Origin of the sequence: Mesorhizobium sp. M0018 (genome assembly GCF_040323955.1) — a bacterium.
Taxonomy (GTDB): domain Bacteria; phylum Pseudomonadota; class Alphaproteobacteria; order Rhizobiales; family Rhizobiaceae; genus Mesorhizobium.
Genome location: NZ_JAMYVL010000010.1, coordinates 1 through 19,099 on the forward strand (window position 1 = coordinate 1; position 19,099 = coordinate 19,099).

The window sequence follows — 19,099 nt, forward strand, 5'->3', positions numbered from 1 at the left end:
GTTCGATGCCGTGGAAGTCCGGGACATCGATGCCGATGGCATAGCCCAGATTGCCATTGCCTGAACTCTTCGGCAAATCCACCTTCGGCGTGCCGATCGCCTCGGCATCGCCGCTTGTCGTGGTCGTGGTTGCCGTCGCTACCGTCGCTCCCGCTGCCGGCGCCTCGGGCGCGGCCTCGCCGTCGGTCGACTGATCTGTCGTTCCTACCTCGGCCGCCGCGTCGGGAGCCTCGGCCGCGGGCGCGGCATCTCCCGTGGCATTTGCCGCCGGCGTTGCACCAGCATCATCCGTACCGGAGCCTGTTCCCGAACCCAGCGCTGCCCCGCCATTGCCAAAGCCGCCGTCCGATGGTGCGCCAACATCTGGCGAAGTCCCTTGCGCCCCCTGCGCAAAAGCCGTCATTTCTGCAGAGTTTCTAATATAAGAAATGAAAGATGTATCTACGCCAAACACGCCTGCGGCAAGCATTGCCGCTCCAACAAGCAACCTGTTCATGATTCCCCCGGCCCAAGTTGCTTACTTCTACTCAGCCACCGCCAAACGAATACGACACCAAGTCGTCACAGAGGCAATATCCACAGGGAAATTTTGTGAAGGCGCGGGAGGCTATCTTTCAAGCACCCTTGGCCGATCAGAGATACGACATCGGTCGGATCTTTGATTGATCGTCCCCAGCAACAGAGAATTACCGCCTTGGGCCCGTCACCGACGCTGACGCGCAAATTCTGCGAGAAAATGGCCAAGGGGACAGCGTTCCCATGGCCACGGGACCTTACGTGGAGAATAGGTTTCGCAGTGTTCGCTCGCAGGCATCAGCCCATTTAGCATGCGGCGAAGCGGTAAGCTTCGACATTGAGCCGATCACCGAGGCCAGATATTGATTCCGCGTAGACCGATACGTCCTTTTCGCACGTCGTCGTATCCGATCTGTACGACCAGGCGCCTGGCCCCCTTTCTTAACGCCGCATGCCCCCACATTCTCCATTCCGATGAAACAATCGGAGAACCAGCGGAACGCTGCTGGGCCAAATCCCTGCACGCCTCGGGAGGTGCAGCATGCGGTCGATCCCACGCTAGTCCAGTTCGTGGAAGCTCTTGCGATTGCCGACGCTAGGCGCGATCATCTCGCTGTGAAGCTATCTGCTTCGGCACCTAACTTGGATGTCGTCGAAGCAATTGGCCGCAACGGCGAGGTTCGTGAATGATACGCGCAGCCATTTACGCCCGGTTCTCGACCGAGCTGCAGAACGAGAAATCCACCGATGACCAGATCGTCCTTTGTCGCGCGTATGCAGCACGGCATCAGCTTGATGTGGTTGCGGCTTACGAGGACAAAGCTCGCTCGGGATCTTCGATGTTTGGCCGTGACGGCCTCATGAAATTGATGGATGCGGCGCGCGAACGAAAGTTTGACGTCGTCATTGTTGAGGCACTCGATCGCCTTTCGCGCGATATGGAGGATCTCGCTGGACTGCACAAACGACTGTCATTCCTAGGGATCGAGATCCAAGCTGTTCACGACGGCACAGCTGACGCAATCTTGATCGGAATACGAGGTTTGGTGGGCCAGATGCAGCGCGAGGATGGCGCAAAAAAGGTACGTCGAGGAATGGCCGGTGTGGTCCGGGACGGGCGCCACGCCGGCGGTCGCGCGTACGGGTATCGGGCACTTCCTGGGCGTCCCGGTGAACTGGAGATCGTCGAAGAGGAGGCTGAGGTTGTTCGCCGGATTTTTGCGGCCTACATCTCTGGCCGGCCACCACGCGAAATCGCACAAGATCTAAATCGGGAAGGGGTTTGTCCGCCTCGCGGCACTCGTTGGAACGCCTCTACCATCAACGGGAATGCACAACGCGGCGCGGGGCTGATTTTGAACGAGCTATATTTTGGGCGCATCGTCTGGAACAAGGTTCGGATGGTTAAGGACCCAGATACCGGCAGGCGCTTGTCCCGTCCTAATAGCCGCGACCAGTGGCAGACGATTGATGTCCCACACCTGCGCATCGTTGACGAAGAGATATGGCGACGCGCGCAGGACTTGAAGACAGAAAGATCTCGTCTGAACTCAAATGTGAAGCGTCGGCCACCGCATCTCCTCTCGGGCTTGTTGCGATGTGGTTGCTGCGGTTCGGGCATGTCGGTGCACGATCGCGACAAGACCGGCAAAACACGAATCCGCTGCTCGACAGTTCGTGAGAGCGGCAGCTGTTCCAATAGTCGCATAGTCTACCTGCGGAGCGTAGAGAATGCTGTATTGGATGGAATGCGTGACGAACTGAAGGATCCACGTCTCATTGACATCTACGTGCGGAACTATAACGAAGAGCGTCACCGGCTGGCGGCCCAAGCGACCAACGCTCGGGTCGCCCTCGAGACAAAGATCGCGCGTATTGAAGCCGAGCGACAACGCAACATTGACTTGGTAGTCAAGCGAGTCATTGGCGATGACGACGCCCGAGAGCGTATCGCCGAGTTGAAAGATCGACGCATCGAGGCGGAGGTAGAACTTGCCAACCTTGAAGAGGCGCCATCGACCCTTACCCTGCATCCGGCAGCGATAGAGAAGTATGTCAAAACGGTCGATGAGCTCGCTTCGGTCTTAGCTCATCACGCGGAGGCGGACGACGATCGGGGGGCGCTGGTGAGGAGCTTCCGCGCGCTCGTTCATAGTGTGACGGTTCATCCCAAAGGGCCGCGACAGGGTTTTGAGATTGAGGTTAAAGGCAAGCTTGCCGCCCTCATCGGTGGCAACACCTTCCCCCAAGCGCGGTATGCAGGAGAACGCGCGGTGGCCGAGGAGCGCGACAGGCAAAATCCCACTATTACGTACGATAGTGGGTCTAAGGTGGTAGCGGGAGAGGGACTTGAACCCCCGACCCCAGGATTATGATTCCCGTGCTCTAACCAACTGAGCTACCCCGCCAGGGCGGCGAAGGCCCGAAATCCAGCTTAAATCGGCAGGCATATCGGCGCGTTCGCCAAGGTCGCGCGGATATAAGGTTGCGAGGCCAAGCCTGTCAAGCATCGAAGTGGCTGCCGCGCCGGCATATTGCTGGCGCCGAAAGCTTTGCCGGGCAGACATTTGGGCGCACAGGCCGGGGTTGAGTTCAGCGAGGCACGTCGCTATGTCTCGGCCACGAAAGTCATGGTCATGAATTCATGAAACCGCGCATTGCAGTCCTCGGTTGCGGATACTGGGGCAGCAACCACATCCGCACCCTAAAGGCGCTCGGCGCGCTGCATGCGGTTTCGGACGTCAACCCCGCGCGCGCGGAGGGTTTTGCCAGCGAGCAGGATTGCCTGGCCATAGAGCCGGAGGCGCTGTTTGCCCGCGACGATGTCGACGCCATCGTCATGGCGCTGCCGCCGCAGTTCCATGCCGACATGGCGGTGCGCGCCGTGCTCGGCGGCAAGGACGTGCTGGTGGAGAAGCCGATCGCGCTGACGGTGGCCGATGCCGAACGCTCGGTGCAGGCGGCCGCCGATAATGGCCGTGTCTTCATGGTCGGCCACGTGCTGCGCTTTCATCCCGCCTTCGAGACGCTGAAGGCGCTGATCGACAATGGCGAACTCGGCGAAGTCCGCTACATCCATTCGCATCGGCTCGGCCTCGGCAAGTTCCACACCGAAAACGACGCGCTATGGGATCTGGCGCCGCACGATCTGTCGATGATCCTGGCCATCACGGGCACCGAACCGGTCGAAGTGCGCGGCGAAGGCGCTGCTCTTCTCGACAATCTCAGCGACTTTGCGCATCTGCACATGCGCTTTCCCAACGGCCTGCGCGGCCATCTGTTCGCCTCGCGGCTCAACCCTTACCGCGAACGGCGGCTGACCGTTGTCGGCACCAAGGCGATGGCGGTGTTCGACGATGTCGAGCCGTGGGAGCGCAAGCTTGCCGTCTATCGCCACGCGGTGTGGCAGGACAGCGGCCAATGGGCGTTCACCGCCAACGAGCCGTCCTATGTCGCGGTCGGTGAGGGCATGCCGCTGACGCGCGAGTTGGAGCATTTCATCCACTGCATCGAGACGCGGGCCGAACCGCGCACCAGCGGCGAGGAGGCCATCCGCGTGCTGCGCATCCTGACCGCCGGCACCGTCGCCCATACAAGGCCCTAAGAGAAAACGCCGTCTATTCGGCGGGTACCCGCGCCGGCTGGACGGCAAGCCGCGTCAGCATCGCCTCGGCCTCGGCGCCGCGCTCGGAGCGCTCGATGAAGCCGCCGCCGAACACGCGCGCCTCGTTGCCATCGTCGGAATAGAGCACGCAAGCCTGACCGGGCGCGATGCCGGATTCGCCGTCTACCAGTTCCACCGAAGTGACACCGGCGCGGTGATGCAGCACGGCCGGGCGCGGCGGCCGCGTCGAGCGCACCTTGGCGAAAAGCTCAAGCCCGGCCGCCGGGATAGCGGTCAGCGGGCCATCGCCCAGCCAGTTCATGTTGCGCAAGAAGATCTTGTGGGTCTCCAGCGCCTCGCGCGGGCCGACGACGACGCGGGCCCGGTCGGCGTCGAGATGAACGACGTAGAGCGGCTCGCCCGAGGCGATGCCGATGCCGCGGCGCTGACCGACGGTGTAGCGCAAAATGCCCTCGTGGCGGCCAAGCACGCGCCCGTCTATATGGACGATGTCGCCTGGATTGGCGGCAGCCGGCTTCAGCTTGGCGATGATGTCGGAATACTTGCCCTGCGGCACGAAGCAGATGTCCTGGCTGTCCTGCTTGGCCGCAACCGTCAGTCCCATCTCCTCGGCGATGGCGCGAACCTCAGGCTTCGACAGGCCGCCGAGCGGAAAACGCAGATAGTCGATCTGTGCCTGGGTGGTGGCGAACAGGAAGTAGCTCTGGTCGCGGTCGGCGTCGACCGGCCGGTAAAGCGCGCGGTGGGCGCCATTGGCGCCGGAACGGATGTAGTGGCCGGTCGCCAGCGCGTCGGCGCCGAGTTCCTTGGCGGTCGCAAGAAGGTCGGCGAATTTCACCGTCTGATTGCAGGAAACGCAAGGGATCGGCGTTTCGCCGGCGACATAGCTCTCGGCGAACGGGTCGATCACCGCCTTGCGGAAGCGCTCCTCGTAATCGAGGACGTAATGCGGGATGGCGAGCGTCTCGGAGACGCGGCGGGCATCGTCGATGTCCTGGCCGGCGCAGCATGAGCCGGCCCGGTGCGTTGCCGCGCCGTGGTCATAAAGCTGCAGCGTGACACCGACGACGTCGTAGCCCTCGCGCTTCAGGAGGCCGGCAACGACCGACGAATCGACACCGCCCGACATGGCGACGACGACGCGGGTGTTTTCGGGGCGTCCGGGAAGATCGAGGCTGTTCATGGTTCTTTCGTTCTGCGCGGCGCTTCAATGCCAATGGCCGGAATATAGGTCAAGCGTCTCGGCTGCGCCAGCTTTGCCGGGCCGGCTCATTTTTCCTGCCGGGTTCAATGCGCTTGCCGGCAGATGTTTCAAATGCCGATGAAAAGGCTAACGCCGCGTTCATGATCCTTACCTAACCATTAGGGTCTGCTTAGGCAAATTTTAAAGCTGTGGCGGTAATGTGGTGGGGATTGGGTCTTTGAGTTTTTTGTAGAGAGTACGATGACCGATCTAATTAGACCGCGAGTCAAATATGTTATCGGGCCGGACGGCAGCCCACTTACCATCGCCGATCTGCCGCCGACAAACACACGTCGCTGGGTTATCCGGCGCAAGGCGGAAGTGGTGGCGGCGGTGCGTGGCGGGCTTTTGAGCCTCGAAGAGGCATGCCAGCGCTACAAGCTCACCACCGAGGAATTCCTGTCCTGGCAAGCGTCGATCGACGAATACGGCCTTGCCGGCCTGCGCACCACGCGCATCCAGCAATACCGGCATTAGGCCGATAAGGGCGCTGATCAGCGCCCTTACGTCTGCGAGGGTCGACGATCTGCAATTTCAGACCGTCAGCACCACCTTGCCGATCGGCCTGGTGGCGAGAAAGGCATGGGCGGCACCGGCCTGTTCGAGCGGAAACGCCTTTGCCACGTGGACGGCCAGCTTTTTCGCGTCGATCAATTTGCCGAGCTCCACCAGAGCGGCACGGTCGGGCACTACGGACATGCGCTCGACGCGGATGCCTCGCGTCCTGGCCTTTGCCTTGGTGGCATCGCTGACATCGAGCAGCGACACCAGAACGCCGCCGGCAGTGAGCACTTTCAGTGATTGCTCCGCATGCACGCCGCCGAACGGGTCCAGAACCAGATCGATGTCGCGGGCCTTCGCGGTGAAATCATCCCTTGTGTAGTCGATCACCTCGTCGGCGCCGAGCGAGCGGACGAAATCGAGCTTTTCCGGGCTGGCGGTCGCGACGACGTAAGCGCCGTGCGCCTTGGCGATCTGCACCGCCAGGTGGCCGACGCCGCCGGCTCCGGCGTGGATCAGCACGCGCTTGCCAGAATCGAGCCGGCCATGGCGGACAAGGCCTTGCCAGGCCGTCAGGCCGGCCAGCGGCAGCGCGGCGGCTTGCGCGTGATCTATGCCTTCAGGTTTCGGCGCAAGCTCATCAGCCGGGACAGCGGCGAGTTCGGCGTAGGCTGCCGCCTGTTTGGGAAAGCGCGGCATGCCGAACACGGCATCGCCGACCTTGAGGCCGGAGACGCCGGAGCCCAGCGCCTCGACAGTCCCCGAAACATCCCAGCCAAGGACAAAAGGCGGCTCGCCAAGCAGCGGATAGTGGCCGCCGCGCACCGCACCATCGACCGGATTGATGCCGGCCGCTTCGATGCGGACGAGCACTTCGCCGGCTTCGGGTGATGGCGCGGGGCGATCGGCAATGACGAGGACATCGGGTCCGCCGAAGGAATTCTGGATAATGGCACGCATGGAAGGCTCTCCTGCTGGTTTTGATGTGCCACTATCATTTGGATAGTTATTTTCTCTTGTCTAGTATGTACCTTTTTGATATATATGCACCCCATGGATAGTGAAGATGGTTCCCCTTTTGGCTATGACGCCTTTCGGCGGTCGTGCCCGTCACACGCCGTGCTCGAGACGCTCGCCAGCAAATGGGTCTACCTGGTGATCTGTGCGCTGCGCCGGGGCCGGCTCCGCAACGGCGAATTGGCGCGCAAGCTCGAAGGCATCACGCCGAAAATGCTGACGCAGACGCTGCGTATCCTGGAACGCGACGGGCTTGTGCGGCGCGAGGTTTTCCCGGTCATTCCGCCGCGGGTCGAATATGAGTTGACCGAACTTGGCCAGAACCTGGCAGGGCTGCTCAATCAGATCAGAGCCTGGTCGGAGCAGCATGTGCCCGACATCAAAAATGCGCGCGCACGGGCGGCGGAACAGCAAGAAGATCTGGATGCCTGAGGCGGGCACAGTTCGGTGCGCAGCAATAGCGCGCAAGCGCGACGCGCGTTAAAGTCTTGTTTTCACCCGATCATGGCGCTGCGGCCGCCGGCTTCTGTGTCGCGCGCCTTGGTGTCGCGCGATTCCAGCATCTCGGCCTTGGAAAGCTCCGCTTCGGCTTCGCTCAGCAATGATTCGGCGACATTTCGCTGCTGGGCGAGGTCGCTTTGCGAATTTCTAAGGTTGTCGCGGCGCAGACGTGCCGCCTTGGCGAAGGTCGGATAAGCAAAGTGATTGATGTCGGTGATGCCGGCCTTCTTCTCTTCGGCAGCAATCTGAAGTTCCAGCTCGACGGCCATGCGCTCGAATTCGGCGATCATCATGTCGAGCTGCAGCAGCTGCCGCCGCTTCTCGCTCACCTGAAATTGCTTCAGCCGAACGAGGTTTTCACGTGACTTCATGATTCGGTACTCCCGGAAACGCACACCTGCACATATCGTCCAATTCACCCGGCAAGGCCCAGGCTTGACCCGTTTCCACCGGCTTTCCCCGAACTATGGGAAACAAACTCCTAAAGTTTTTTGCCGGCGGTAACCATTCGTTTACGGGCATTGTTAATCATACGGCTCAGGACTTAAGGGCGGGTAAAAATTCTGCTTCTCGTCGGGAAACCCGGCCAACGAGTCCGAAGAGTCACTTAGTCTGGCTTATTAATGTGCTGCGTTAACGGTTTGGGTCTGTGATTCGTTATTGGATTCAACAAGGTGTAGAAAGGGGTTAAAAAATCTGATACCGTCATGGACGGGGAATTAGGTTTTATTAACCATTCGATGGCAGCCTCTGCTCAGGCAATCACTGCTCCGGTCCTGGACGGGTCGTGAAATGGTCCGGCAGCAGAAAAGGGGAATGAAATGCGCGTTCTGCTGATAGAAGACGACAGTGCAACCGCACAAAGCATCGAGCTGATGCTGAAATCGGAAAGTTTCAATGTCTATACGACTGACCTTGGTGAAGAGGGCGTCGATCTAGGCAAGCTTTACGATTACGACATCATTCTCCTCGACCTCAATCTCCCCGACATGTCGGGCTATGAAGTTTTGAGAACACTTCGCCTGTCCAAGGTGAAGACGCCGATCCTAATCCTCTCCGGCATGGCCGGCATCGAGGACAAGGTGCGCGGCCTCGGCTTCGGCGCCGACGATTACATGACCAAGCCCTTTCACAAGGACGAACTGGTCGCCCGCATCCATGCCATCGTGCGGCGTTCCAAGGGCCACGCCCAGTCGGTCATCACCACCGGCGACCTAGTGGTCAATCTCGATGCCAAGACCGTTGAGGTCGGTGGCCAGCGCGTGCATCTGACCGGCAAGGAATATCAGATGCTGGAACTGCTCTCGCTGCGCAAGGGCACCACGCTGACCAAGGAAATGTTCCTTAACCATCTCTATGGCGGCATGGATGAGCCAGAACTGAAGATCATCGACGTCTTCATCTGCAAGCTGCGCAAGAAGCTTGACGCCGCGTCTGGCGGGCAGAATTACATCGAGACCGTCTGGGGCCGCGGCTATGTGCTGCGTGAGCCCGAAGATATCCGCGTCAGCGCCTGAACTAGGGGCGTGATCCCAAGGTGGGCGCCGATTTTTTCGGAAAAGAACCCGGCAGAACAACAAGATAGAGCCGATCCGATTTTCGTCGGAATGGAACAGCTCTGATCAGGCGGCAATCTTCAAGGCGCGGAAGCACTCGAGCAGTTGCGGCCGGTTGAACGGCTTCAGCAGGTAGCCCTGGGCGCCGGCTCGTTTTGCCCGCATGATCGCCCCGACATCGACCTCGACCAGCGAAATCAAAACCTGCGGCAATACCGGGCTTTCCATGGCGCGCAGGCGGCGGATGAGGTCCTGCGCCTGCATGTCCGGCAAGGCGCCGTCGACGACGATGATATCAGGCATGTCGGCCGCGCACATCTCGATCGCCTCGTGGCCGCTGGCGGCTTCGATCACCATCATGCCGGAACCGCCCAGGATACGCCTTGCGACCTTCCTGATGACGCTCGAATTGTCGACGAACATGCAGCGTTTCATTCCGGGACCCTCTTTGCCATGCGGCGAACCGGCAGCGTCGTGGCATCTGCCGGGGAACATAGGCCGATCTGGTAAAGAAGCCGAAAAGCCGTTAGGTAAAATTTTCCTGAAGGTGTTTTAAGTGAAATCTTCTTTCGCAATGCTTCACGCAATCAATCCGCAAGCCCGCCCCACAGATGTTAGGAACAACGCCGCAAATATGACTTGAGAAAAATACTTTCCCCACTCTTTAGGAGAACTTCAGGCTGCCGAAAGGACGATCTCGTCGGCGGTCGCATGGATCGAAATCGTCATGTTGGCTTCGCGGGCCAGGAGCAGCGTGTAATAGGGCTGCACCGAATGCGCGTCGATCGGCTCTTCCGGCCTGTGGCCGGAATGCAATTCCAGGAATTTGGGCGGCACGCGGAGCATCGGGCCGCTCGCCGCGAGCGCAAAGCGCGGCTCGGTCTCGAGGTTCTCCAGCGTGACCACCAGCCTGCCGCCGCGCGGAATGGCGGCGTTAGCGACGAGGATGAGATTGAGCAGCAGCTTGACCTTGTTCTTGGGCAACAGTGCGCGGGTTCCGTTCCAGATCAGTTCCGGCTTCTCGTTCTTCAGGAAGGCGATGGCCACGGCCTCGGCGTCCCCGGTGTCGATCAGCATGCCGGCGGAACCGGCGGCGCCGAAGGCGATGCGGGCGAATTGCAGGCGGGCGGAGGCGTTTTTGGCGCTTTGGCGGATCAGCTTCATGGCGTCTTCGTCGGCGCCGCCTTCGTCGAGCAGCTCAAGCCCGTTGTTTATGGCGCCGACCGGCGAAATGATGTCGTGGCAGACCCGGCTGCACAGCAGCGCTGCCAGATCGGGTGCGGAAAGGGTGAAAAGCTCGGCCATCGGCAAAAATCCCTGCAAATTTCACAACACAATGACCGGGCGATCATGATCACGCCTGTCCACACGAATCACGCTCTCTCCCAAGCATTCTGAATACACAGCGCTTGTGCGTGCAGCAACAAATCCGAAATCATGATTGTCGAAAATGGCGTGTTCACGCAGCAGGGTGCTGCGCGGGCGATGTGAAAACAGCCTTCGAACCGCCATCTTCATGTGGGAGTTTAATGGTTGAAAAAGGATTACGGCATAGTTTGCCCCTAACAGTCATCCTTAACGGCCGCCAAAGAGCCGTACGGGTGCGAGGCGTCGGCGAAAGTGCTCCCTGACGGAGATTGGAAGCATGGTTTCCCGATTCTACGACCGGACTTTTTTCCGTGTCATCTCAATGACGATCGCGCTCATCGGCCTTGTCGCCTTTTCGGCATCGGCCGCGCGGGCGCAGGAATACACCGCGCAGGAGATCGTCGATTCCGGTCATAAATTCTTCGGCGCGACGTCGGGCGGGCTCGCCACCGTCGTCGAGAAGATTTTCGCCACCTATGGCCTGCCGAACGGCTATCTGCTCGGCGAAGAGGGGTCCGGGGCGCTGATCGGTGGCCTGACCTATGGCGAAGGCACGCTCTACACCAAGAATGCCGGCGACCACAAAGTGTTCTGGCAAGGCCCTTCGCTCGGCTGGGATTTCGGCGGCGAGGGCTCGCGCGTCATGATGCTGGTCTACAATCTCGACGATGTGAGCAGCCTGTATAATCGTTTTGGCGGCGTCGCCGGCTCCGCCTATGTCGTCGCCGGCGTCGGCTTCAACGTGCTGAAGAACAACAATGTGCTGCTCGTGCCGATCCGTACCGGCGTCGGCGCTCGTCTCGGCGTCAATCTCGGCTACCTCAAGCTCACCCAGCGCGCGACCTGGAATCCGTTCTGACCTGCATGATGGCGCCACTGCGATTGGAGCTGTGATCCCACGGTCTGAGCTTTGCCGCAGCATACTCTTGCCGTGGTGCCGGATTTCCGTCATGCGAAGATGGCAAAGTCGACCTTTGGCGGTTGCCATGCACAACGGATAGTCATCTTGGTCCAGTCGATCCTGTTCTTTGTTCTCGGCTTTCTCTGCGCCGGCTTTCTGGCGCTGATGATTGCTCCGGCCGTGTGGCGGCGGGCGGTGGCGCTGACGCGCAAGCGCGTCGAGGGCTCGATGCCGTTGACGCTGGCCGAGATCCAGGCGGACAAGGATCGCATTCGCGCCGAGTTCGCGGTTTCGGTGCGCCGGCTTGAAATGAACGTCAAGTCATTGCGCGAGAAAGCCGCCGAACAGCTGGTCGAGATCGGCCGCGACCGCGAAGCCCTGAAGGAATTGGCGGCCGAGCGACAGGACAAGAACCGGGTCGTCGCCGATCTTACAGCCAGCGGCGAGGAGCTTCGCAAGCGCGATGAGCAACTGCAGCAGCTGTCGGAACGGCTTGCGGAGACCGAGCGCGCCCTCGAAAAGCGCGGGCTCGAACTGCGGAAACTGGAGCACATGTATGACGACGCCAGTTTTTCATCCAGCAGCCGGCAGATCGAGCTGGTGGCGCGCGAATCCGAGCTGCAGAAGTTGGCAAGCGACATTTCGCTGCTGCGCGGCCAGCGCAAGGAGGCGGACAGGCGCAGCCAGGAATTGGCAGCCGAAAGCAAGGTTTTGCGGGACGCGCTGAAGGCCGAGAAGAAAAGAACCGGCGACCTGGAAAAGAAGGTCGAACGCCTGCTCGCCTCGCTGGCCGATCGCGAGGACAGGCTCGAGCGCCGCGAGAAGGAACTGGTGCGCCTTCGCGAAAAGCCGAAAGGCGCTGAAAGGGCGCCTGCGGTGGGTCTTGCCGGCGTGCCAGGCAGTCAGGTCAATGTGGCCGCCAACGGCGACATCGAACAGACAACCGCCAAGCTCGACGCCGACCGCGAGCGGCTGGAGGCCAGGCTGACGTCGCTGGCACGCGAGAACAGGCGGCTGAAGACAGATCTTGCTGCCGTCGAAACGTCGAAATCGCGGACCGGAGACGATACCGGCAGCGCCAGCGCGGCATTGCGCGAAGAGATGAACGATCTGGCGGCGCAAGTCGTGGCCTTGACGGCAAAGCTCGACGGGCCGGATTCGCCGATCGCCCGGGCGCTTGCAGCGCCTGAGGATACGCGGCCGGGGAGCGGCGGACGCAGCCTTGCCGATCGGGTGCGGGCGCTGCAGAAGGCCGCTTCGACCGACTAAGATTCCACAAGCGCGAGCGGGACGCCCCGGCTCTAAATTAGGCTCCGGAAAAATGATGCAGCGCGATGGCTGATGCGGCGGCGACGTTCAGGCTGTCGAAGCCCTGCGCCATACCGATCCGCAGCGTCTGCAGGCGGGCAAGCAGGCTTTCCGGCAGGCCTTCGCCCTCGGTGCCGAGATAGAGCGCCAGCCGCTCGTTTCTCTTGGCATCGCGAATGTCGATCTGCCCGCGCGGCGACAAGGCGAATTGGCTGAAGCCTTGCCGGTCGAGCATTGCGGTGCAGCCCGCGGTATCGGCAAAGCAGGCGAAGGGGACTTTCAAGGCCGCGCCCACCGAGACGCGGATTGCCTTGCGGTACAGCGGATCGCAGCAGGTCGGATCGAGAAGCGCGGCATCCGCGCCAAAGGCGGCGGCATTGCGGAAGATCGATCCCATATTGTCATGATTGGCGATGCCGACCAGCACCACGATCAGCGCGCGGGCGGGCAGTGCGCCGAGCAAAGCTTCAGCGGAGACGGCCGCGCCCTTGCGGCCGATCGCCAATATGCCGCGATGCATGTGGAATCCGGCAATCCTGTCCATGACTTCGCCGGATGCGACATAGATCGGAAGCCCGGCAGGCGCCTTGCGCAGGACGTCATCGAGGCCGGCCAGCCGGTTCTCGAGCACCAGCACCGATTCTGCCTCGAAGCGACGGGCGGCAAGCAGCGTGTCGAGCACCACCTTGCCTTCGGCGACGAAACGGCCCTGCCGGCCGGCAAGATCGCGTTCCCGGATGTCGAGATAGGCGGCGACGCGAGGATCCTGCGGGTCGTCTATGCGGATCGGATTCATGGCTTCCTCGGCGGATCTTGGCGTCGGCCGCGAATCGGGATTCGGCTTCGGAAGGCATGATGCCGGATCCGAAGCTCTGACCGTATCTCAGCGTCCAAATGGATGCACGCCGTTCTAACGGTCAAATCCAATCACAAGGCGCCGGGCCGAGACGCCTTGCCTGGCCTCCTGGCGGCATGGAGATATTGATTCCCGCGGCACGGCACTTCGGCCAAGCCGCTTCAATGCAGAATTTCGATGGGGCGAAGGAACCCCACGGGGCCATGCCGCGTCATAGAGGCGGGCTCCTGCTGCGGTCCTGGGAGGACATCGATGATCAGGCTCCTCCTCGTCTTTACCGCCACGCTTGCCCTTGCATGTGGCGTGGCCAGCGCGGCCAAGCTCGATCCAGCCACCGTCAATCAGGCCCAATTCACTATCGGCGAACCGAAGGGTGTCGATCCGATGCTGCTGAAGGCGCAGATCCTTCTGGATCGGGCCCGCTTCTCGCCGGGCCTGATCGACGGGCGCCTTTCCCAGAACTTCGCCAAGGCCGTCGCCGCGTTTCAGGCGGCAAACGGACTTCCGCCCGAGGGCAAGCTCAGTCCACAAACCTGGAGCAAACTCATCGCAACCTCCGCCAGGCCGGTGCTGGTGACCTATGAGGTGATGCGCAAGGATGTGCGCGGACCTTTCACCAGGCGTATTCCGGCTCGCTTGGAGAGGATGGCCCGCTTGCGGCGGCTCGGCTACCGCAATGCGGTGGAGAGGTTGGCCGAGCGCTTCCACGTCAGCGACCAATTGCTGCGAATGCTCAATCCGGGCACCAGCCTCAGGAAACCAGGCAGGACCTTGGTGGTGCCTGATGTCGGCAGAGGCGACCCTCCCGCCGGCGTCGCCACCGTCGAGGTCGACAAGGGCGCTCGCCTGGTGCGTGTGCTCGACCGTGCCGGCAAATGGCTGGCGGTCTACCCCGCCTCGATCGGGAGCGAGGAGAAGCCGGCGCCAAGCGGCATGGCGGAGGTCAGGCGCGTGGTGCACAACCCTACCTATCACTACGATCCGGACTTCGCTTTCAAGGGGGTCAAGACCAAGCGGCCCTTCACCATCGCTGCCGGGCCGAACAACCCCGTGGGATCGGTCTGGATCGATCTCTCGATCGAAAGCTACGGCATCCACGGCACGCCCGAACCGGGCAAGATCGGCACGACCTTTTCGCATGGCTGCATCCGGTTGACCAATTGGGATGCCGAAGACCTTGCCTCCATGGTGCAGCCGGGCACGAATGTCGAGTTCAAGGGCGAGATTGCGCAGGCCGCCGACGAGCGCGTTCAGTAGCAAAGCGGACTTGGCAGCAAGGCGGACTTGGCAGCAAAGCGGATTTGGCGGGGCGTTCTCCGCTCCGGCCGCTCAGGTCCCGGCGCGACGCAGCCGGTGAGCCATCTGCGACAGTTCACCTTCGCCGAAAATGCCGTCCAGCATGTGCAGCAATTCGTGCACCGCCGCGGACTTGCAGGAATAATAGATCATTTGCCGGTCGCGGCGGGTCTCGACAAGGTCGGAAGCCCTGAGCTTGGCCAGATGCTGTGACAGGGCGGATTGGCTGAGCGACACCTTCTCGGCTATGGCGCCGACCGACATCTCGCCCTCGGCCAGATAGCTCATGATCAACAAACGTTTTTCGTTGCCCATCAGCGTCAGAAACGCAGCCGCGGTTCCGGCGTTGGCGACTAGTTTGTTCGAGACCATAGATCCCCCATGCCTTCTTGCTCATCCGCCGCTATGGGGGCAATAGCGTCGGATTCCATAGACTTTCCCTATAGATGCACGCCAGCGATTCAGCGTCACTCGCAAAGGTAGAACATTTCGCTCAAATCTCAAGGCTTGCTTTCCACGCAAGCCGATTAACTGTGCGGCTGTGATTAATTTGCCGATCGGGCCGCCTTGGCCATGTCAACCAGGACAGGCCTGAGGTCGCGCGCCGCTCTCAGCGGCTCGGGGAAGAAAACCCGACAGACATTGTCGCCCGATATGAGATCCATCCCGTCGGCGTCGAACCCGGTGACGATCCAGCCGTCACTCTCGGCCCCGCCGAAATGACTTGCGTAGAGGGCAATCGCATCGAGATGGTCGGCGTTCATGTGGTCGAGCGCCGATTGCTCGCCGGCGGCAAGCTCTTCGACGATCGCTCCCGTCGCGACCAGATCGGTGCGGTCGAGCAGATAGGCCTTGCCGAAGCCTCCGTTCAGGCTGGCGCGCTCCGGTTCGAGCCGGAAAATCGAGAAGTCGCCGAGCCCGGCATAGAGTTTTGCCTTGGGGTTGCGGTTGAGGTAGCGCCGCTCGGCGCGGGCGTGTTCGTTCGATCCGCGCTCCAGCCGCACGGCGCGGCAGACGAGCGTCAATCGCGGATGCGCCAGCGGATCGCTCCTGCCGGGTTCGCCGACGAGCAATGAGCAGCGCGGGTCGGCAAGGATGGCGCCGGTATGAGCGGACAGCATCGATACCAGGATCAATGGCGTGCCGTCGATGTCTGTGGCGACGCCGACCCGGCTGGCCAGCGGCGAACCGGTTCCTGGTTCGAGCACTGCCAACGCACCGAAACGGGCGCTGCGGATCAGCGTCTTTGCCAGCCTGATCGCCTCGGTATCGGTCGCGCGGATCACGTCTTTCCTGGGTTCGTCCAAGGCATCACCGTCGCATTTATTTCGGCGCCATGCGGATGGCGCCGTCGAGGCGAATTGTCTCGCCGTTGAGCATCTGGTTCTCGATGATGTGCAAGGCAAGTGCCGCGTATTCCGAAGGCTCGCCCAAACGGGAAGGGAAGGGCACAGCGGCGCCGAGCGAATCCTGCACCTCCTGCGGCATGCCGGCCATCATCGGCGTCCTGAAGATGCCGGGTGCGATGGTGCAGACGCGAATGCCGGAGCGGGCGAGATCGCGCGCCACCGGCAGCGTCATGCCGACGACGCCGACCTTGGACGCGGAATAGGCGGCCTGGCCGATCTGGCCGTCATGGGCCGCGACCGACGCGGTGTTGACGATGACACCGCGCTCGCCGCCCTGCAGCGGCTCGAGCCTGGCGGTCCGGTCGGCGACCAGGCGGATCATGTTGAAGGTGCCGATCAGATTGACCTCGATCACCTTGCGGTATTGATCGAGCGGATGCGGTCCGTCCTTGCCGATCGTCTTCATGCCGACAACGATGCCGGCGCAATTGACCAGGATGCGCGGCGCGCCGAGCGTCTCTGCCGCTTCCGCGACTGCGGCGGCACCGCTCTCGGCGTCGCTCACATCGCATCGGACGGCGATGCCGCCGACGTCAGCCGCCACCTTGGCCGCACGCTCGATACCGAGATCGAGGACGGCAACCCTGGCGCCGCCGGCGGCAAGAGCGCGCGCCGTCGCCTCGCCAAGGCCGGAGCCGCCACCGGTGACGATCGCAATCTGGCCGTTCGGGTTCATCTCGACGTCCTCCTCCGTGCCCAGACTATGCCGCCAAGCCACCGTGCGACAGCACCGGCATGGTCATGCCATCGCGGCGATGTGCGCGGCAATCCTTGCCTGGTCGGCGTGGCAAACCTCGCCCGCCAGCCTCGCCAACGCGCCCGGCACGATCTCGTGCGCCAAAAGCCGGTCGGGGTCGACCGGACGCGGCATCGAGATCTGCCCGCGCGGCAGCCTCCTGAAGCCGAGCGGGCCGTAGTAGGGTTCGTCGCCGACCAGCATCACCGCCGGCGCGCCGGCCTTGGCGGCGGCTTCCAGCGCGATTGCCACCAGCCGGCGGCCGATGCCGAAATTTTTGAAGGCCGGCCGCACAGCGAGCGGCCCGAGCATCAGCGCGCGGCCGGCACCGGCGGCGATGCGCGTCATCCGTACCGAGGCGACGACGATTGCGCCATCGACGGCCACGAAGGACAAAGCCCGTTCATGCGGGCCACCTTGGCGGATCTTGTAGGCGGCGAGCACGAAACGGCCTGGCCCGAAGGCCTCGTCATTGATGGCTTCGATTTCAGGATCGTGCGCCGGAGTTTCCGGCAGGTATTTCACGTCGGCCAGGTATTTCAAGTCGGCAAGGCTCATGGTCTTTGCGTTCCGGTATGCGAGGAAAGGTTTGCTGCAAGCGGCAGCGTTCGCCAGTCAGCGCTTCATCAAGCGCGGGCGCTCTTTCGTCGTCGGTCGAACCGGATCACGGCAAAGTCGAACATGCGGATGTCCGCTAGCACCAATTTTCAGCCGCCGCAATCGGCCCGCGCAGCCGACGCGCACTCGACGACGCAGCCGTTGACGATCTGTTCAGCATCGGGGATTTCCGCGGCGCCGCTTGGTGCCCTACATCGGGTAGGAACGCGAAAGGATATTGCATGGGATTGCTAGTCGAAGGCCAATGGCAGGACCGCCGGTACGATAGCGGGGAGAGCGGCGGCAAATTCGTGCGCGCGCAGTCGCAGTGGCGCGACTGGGTGACCCGCGACGGCGCGCCGGCCGAAGGGCGAAAACGCGGCTTCAAGGCCGAGCCCGGCCGCTACCACCTCTATGTCTCGCTCGCCTGCCCGTGGGCGCATCGGACGTTGATCTTTCGCGTGCTCAAAAAACTCGAGGACGTGATTTCCGTCTCGGTCGTCCATCATTTCATGGGCGCCGACGGCTGGACGTTCCTGGCCGAGGACGGCGCCACCGGCGACACGCTCTACGGCCTCGATTTCCTGCACCAGATCTACACCAGGGCCGATCCCGGCTATTCGGGCCGAGTCACCGTTCCGGTGCTGTGGGACAAACGCGAGCAGACCATCGTTTCCAACGAATCCTCCGAGATCATCCGCATGCTCAATTCGGCCTTCGACGAATGGGGCGATGCCAGGCTCGATTTTTATCCGCAACCGTTGCGCGGCGAGATCGATGCGATCAATGCGCTGGTCTATCCCGCGGTCAACAACGGCGTCTACCGTGCCGGCTTCGCCACCACGCAGGCAGCCTACGAGGAGGCATTCGGCGAATTGTTCTCGGCGCTCGACATGCTGGAGGACCGTCTGTCAAGGCAGCGCTATCTCGTCGGCGGCCGCATCACCGAGGCGGACTGGCGGCTGTTCACGACACTGGTCCGCTTCGACCCGGTCTATATCGGCCATTTCAAGTGCAATCTGCGCCGCATCGCCGACTATCCGAACCTGTCGAATTACCTGCGCGATCTCTACCAGGTGCCGGGCGTCGCCGGCACGGTGAATTTGCACCACATCAAGGCGCATTATTACGGCAGCCACGAGACCATCAACCCGACGCGCATCGTGCCGGTCGGGCCGGAGCTGGACTACGGCGCGCCGCATGACCGGGACAGGTTCAGGAAGGCGGCGTGAAATCAGCGATCTAGCGGAAGGTCTCGGAGTCCATCTTTGCCCTTCTAACGAGTTCAGCTTTCAATATGGTATTTCCAAATCGATTGGAGTAGCCGAGCGACGTTGCAAGGAACGCAACGATGCCGCTGATCATGACGATCACGACCGACATCTGGGGCGGGATTGCGCGTAACAATCCCGACGGCAGAAGCACAGCCATTCCCAAAATCATTTCTATCAGGGTTGAGAATCCGACCATTTTCCAGAATTCAGTGCGAGTAAAAAGCTGAGCATGTCGCTTTATAAAAACGAAATATGTCACGAATGCCGCAACTAATTGTATTGTGAATTGGATGAATCTTCCAACTTTTGCTAACATGTATGGATCTATCCCAAGAACTATTGTCGAAATTAACGCTATAACGGAAAATGTTGTCACATTAATTCCCGTGTAAAGT

Annotated in this window: 20 protein-coding genes, 1 tRNA gene and 1 pseudogene; 10 read left to right on the forward strand and 12 right to left on the reverse strand. The window is 61.6% G+C overall.

Annotated elements, in window-relative coordinates:
- A pseudogene (locus NKJ81_RS15660) lies at positions 1-403 on the reverse strand (hypothetical protein); the annotation flags it as partial.
- A gap of 799 nt (positions 404-1,202) precedes the next feature.
- On the opposite strand from NKJ81_RS15660, the gene NKJ81_RS15665 reads away from it, so the two are divergent.
- Positions 1,203-2,891 carry a recombinase family protein gene (locus NKJ81_RS15665; protein ID WP_352541096.1) on the forward strand — a complete coding sequence of 563 codons (1,689 nt, stop codon included), beginning with the start codon at positions 1,203-1,205 and terminating at the stop codon, positions 2,889-2,891.
- Here the strand turns inward: NKJ81_RS15665 and NKJ81_RS15670 are convergent.
- Positions 2,848-2,924, reverse strand: a tRNA-Met gene (locus tag NKJ81_RS15670). The two genes, NKJ81_RS15665 and NKJ81_RS15670, sit on opposite strands and share 44 nt — an antisense overlap.
- 236 nt (positions 2,925-3,160) lie before the next feature.
- Here NKJ81_RS15670 and NKJ81_RS15675 point away from each other — a divergent pair.
- On the forward strand, positions 3,161-4,120 hold the full coding sequence (locus NKJ81_RS15675) for a Gfo/Idh/MocA family protein (protein WP_352466761.1): 960 nt from the start codon (positions 3,161-3,163) through the stop codon (positions 4,118-4,120).
- A gap of 13 nt (positions 4,121-4,133) precedes the next feature.
- On the opposite strand, the gene mnmA is transcribed toward NKJ81_RS15675, so the two are convergent.
- Positions 4,134-5,324 (reverse strand): tRNA 2-thiouridine(34) synthase MnmA, encoded by a 1,191-nt coding sequence (gene mnmA / locus NKJ81_RS15680; RefSeq protein ID WP_352456412.1) that lies wholly within the window; start codon positions 5,322-5,324, stop codon positions 4,134-4,136.
- Between the two features lie 261 nt (positions 5,325-5,585).
- On the opposite strand from mnmA, the gene sciP reads away from it, so the two are divergent.
- Positions 5,586-5,861 carry a CtrA inhibitor SciP gene (gene sciP / locus NKJ81_RS15685; RefSeq protein ID WP_023679563.1) on the forward strand — a complete coding sequence of 92 codons (276 nt, stop codon included), beginning with the start codon at positions 5,586-5,588 and terminating at the stop codon, positions 5,859-5,861.
- A 57-nt stretch (positions 5,862-5,918) separates the two neighbouring features.
- Here sciP and NKJ81_RS15690 read toward each other — a convergent pair whose 3' ends face one another.
- Positions 5,919-6,845, reverse strand: a complete 927-nt coding sequence (locus NKJ81_RS15690) for an NADP-dependent oxidoreductase (RefSeq protein WP_352540957.1) — start codon at positions 6,843-6,845, stop codon at positions 5,919-5,921.
- A gap of 93 nt (positions 6,846-6,938) precedes the next feature.
- Between NKJ81_RS15690 and NKJ81_RS15695 the strand changes: the two genes are divergently transcribed.
- Complete coding sequence (locus NKJ81_RS15695; protein ID WP_352540958.1) at positions 6,939-7,334, forward strand: winged helix-turn-helix transcriptional regulator; 396 nt, start codon at positions 6,939-6,941, stop codon at positions 7,332-7,334.
- A 62-nt stretch (positions 7,335-7,396) separates the two neighbouring features.
- Here the strand turns inward: NKJ81_RS15695 and NKJ81_RS15700 are convergent, their stop codons facing one another.
- Positions 7,397-7,774, reverse strand: coding sequence for a flagellar export protein FliJ (locus NKJ81_RS15700; RefSeq protein WP_023719275.1), 378 nt, complete (start codon positions 7,772-7,774; stop codon positions 7,397-7,399).
- 450 nt (positions 7,775-8,224) lie between these two features.
- On the opposite strand from NKJ81_RS15700, the gene ctrA reads away from it, so the two are divergent.
- Positions 8,225-8,920 carry a response regulator transcription factor CtrA gene (gene ctrA, locus NKJ81_RS15705; protein ID WP_006203583.1) on the forward strand — a complete coding sequence of 232 codons (696 nt, stop codon included), beginning with the start codon at positions 8,225-8,227 and terminating at the stop codon, positions 8,918-8,920.
- A 105-nt stretch (positions 8,921-9,025) separates the two neighbouring features.
- On the opposite strand, the gene NKJ81_RS15710 is transcribed toward ctrA, so the two are convergent.
- Both NKJ81_RS15710 and chpT read right to left on the reverse strand, forming a co-directional pair.
- Positions 9,026-9,394 (reverse strand): response regulator, encoded by a 369-nt coding sequence (locus NKJ81_RS15710; protein ID WP_352452918.1) that lies wholly within the window; start codon positions 9,392-9,394, stop codon positions 9,026-9,028.
- A 240-nt stretch (positions 9,395-9,634) separates the two neighbouring features.
- Positions 9,635-10,264, reverse strand: a complete 630-nt coding sequence (gene chpT / locus NKJ81_RS15715; protein WP_352452917.1) for a histidine phosphotransferase ChpT — start codon at positions 10,262-10,264, stop codon at positions 9,635-9,637.
- A 340-nt stretch (positions 10,265-10,604) separates the two neighbouring features.
- Between chpT and NKJ81_RS15720 the strand changes: the two genes are divergently transcribed.
- On the forward strand, positions 10,605-11,186 hold the full coding sequence (locus NKJ81_RS15720) for a DUF1134 domain-containing protein (protein ID WP_023679557.1): 582 nt from the start codon (positions 10,605-10,607) through the stop codon (positions 11,184-11,186).
- 147 nt (positions 11,187-11,333) lie between these two features.
- Entirely contained in the window at positions 11,334-12,497 is a 1,164-nt protein-coding gene (locus NKJ81_RS15725) for a coiled-coil domain-containing protein (protein ID WP_352540959.1), read from the forward strand.
- A gap of 37 nt (positions 12,498-12,534) precedes the next feature.
- Here NKJ81_RS15725 and NKJ81_RS15730 read toward each other — a convergent pair whose 3' ends face one another.
- The gene (locus NKJ81_RS15730) at positions 12,535-13,332 is read right to left on the reverse strand and encodes a TrmH family RNA methyltransferase (protein WP_352502237.1); all 798 of its coding nucleotides are present in this window, start codon (positions 13,330-13,332) and stop codon (positions 12,535-12,537) included.
- Between the two features lie 312 nt (positions 13,333-13,644).
- Between NKJ81_RS15730 and NKJ81_RS15735 the strand changes: the two genes are divergently transcribed.
- Positions 13,645-14,649, forward strand: coding sequence for a L,D-transpeptidase (locus NKJ81_RS15735; protein WP_352540960.1), 1,005 nt, complete (start codon positions 13,645-13,647; stop codon positions 14,647-14,649).
- A 72-nt stretch (positions 14,650-14,721) separates the two neighbouring features.
- On the opposite strand, the gene NKJ81_RS15740 is transcribed toward NKJ81_RS15735, so the two are convergent.
- The 4 genes from NKJ81_RS15740 to NKJ81_RS15755 form a co-directional block, all read right to left on the reverse strand.
- Positions 14,722-15,060: an ArsR/SmtB family transcription factor gene (locus tag NKJ81_RS15740; RefSeq protein WP_352540961.1), complete on the reverse strand. Its 339-nt coding sequence runs from the start codon at positions 15,058-15,060 to the stop codon at positions 14,722-14,724.
- 173 nt (positions 15,061-15,233) lie between these two features.
- Entirely contained in the window at positions 15,234-15,995 is a 762-nt protein-coding gene (locus NKJ81_RS15745; protein WP_352540962.1) for a HugZ family pyridoxamine 5'-phosphate oxidase, read from the reverse strand.
- Positions 15,996-16,011: 16 nt separating this feature from the next.
- Positions 16,012-16,773 (reverse strand): SDR family NAD(P)-dependent oxidoreductase, encoded by a 762-nt coding sequence (locus tag NKJ81_RS15750; protein WP_352540963.1) that lies wholly within the window; start codon positions 16,771-16,773, stop codon positions 16,012-16,014.
- A gap of 63 nt (positions 16,774-16,836) precedes the next feature.
- Positions 16,837-17,391 (reverse strand): GNAT family N-acetyltransferase, encoded by a 555-nt coding sequence (locus tag NKJ81_RS15755; protein WP_352540964.1) that lies wholly within the window; start codon positions 17,389-17,391, stop codon positions 16,837-16,839.
- 281 nt (positions 17,392-17,672) lie between these two features.
- On the opposite strand from NKJ81_RS15755, the gene NKJ81_RS15760 reads away from it, so the two are divergent.
- Positions 17,673-18,662, forward strand: coding sequence for a glutathione S-transferase family protein (locus NKJ81_RS15760; RefSeq protein ID WP_352540965.1), 990 nt, complete (start codon positions 17,673-17,675; stop codon positions 18,660-18,662).
- A 119-nt stretch (positions 18,663-18,781) separates the two neighbouring features.
- Positions 18,782-18,931 (forward strand): hypothetical protein, encoded by a 150-nt coding sequence (locus NKJ81_RS15765; RefSeq protein WP_352540966.1) that lies wholly within the window; start codon positions 18,782-18,784, stop codon positions 18,929-18,931.
- Positions 18,932-19,099 lie beyond the last annotated feature (168 nt).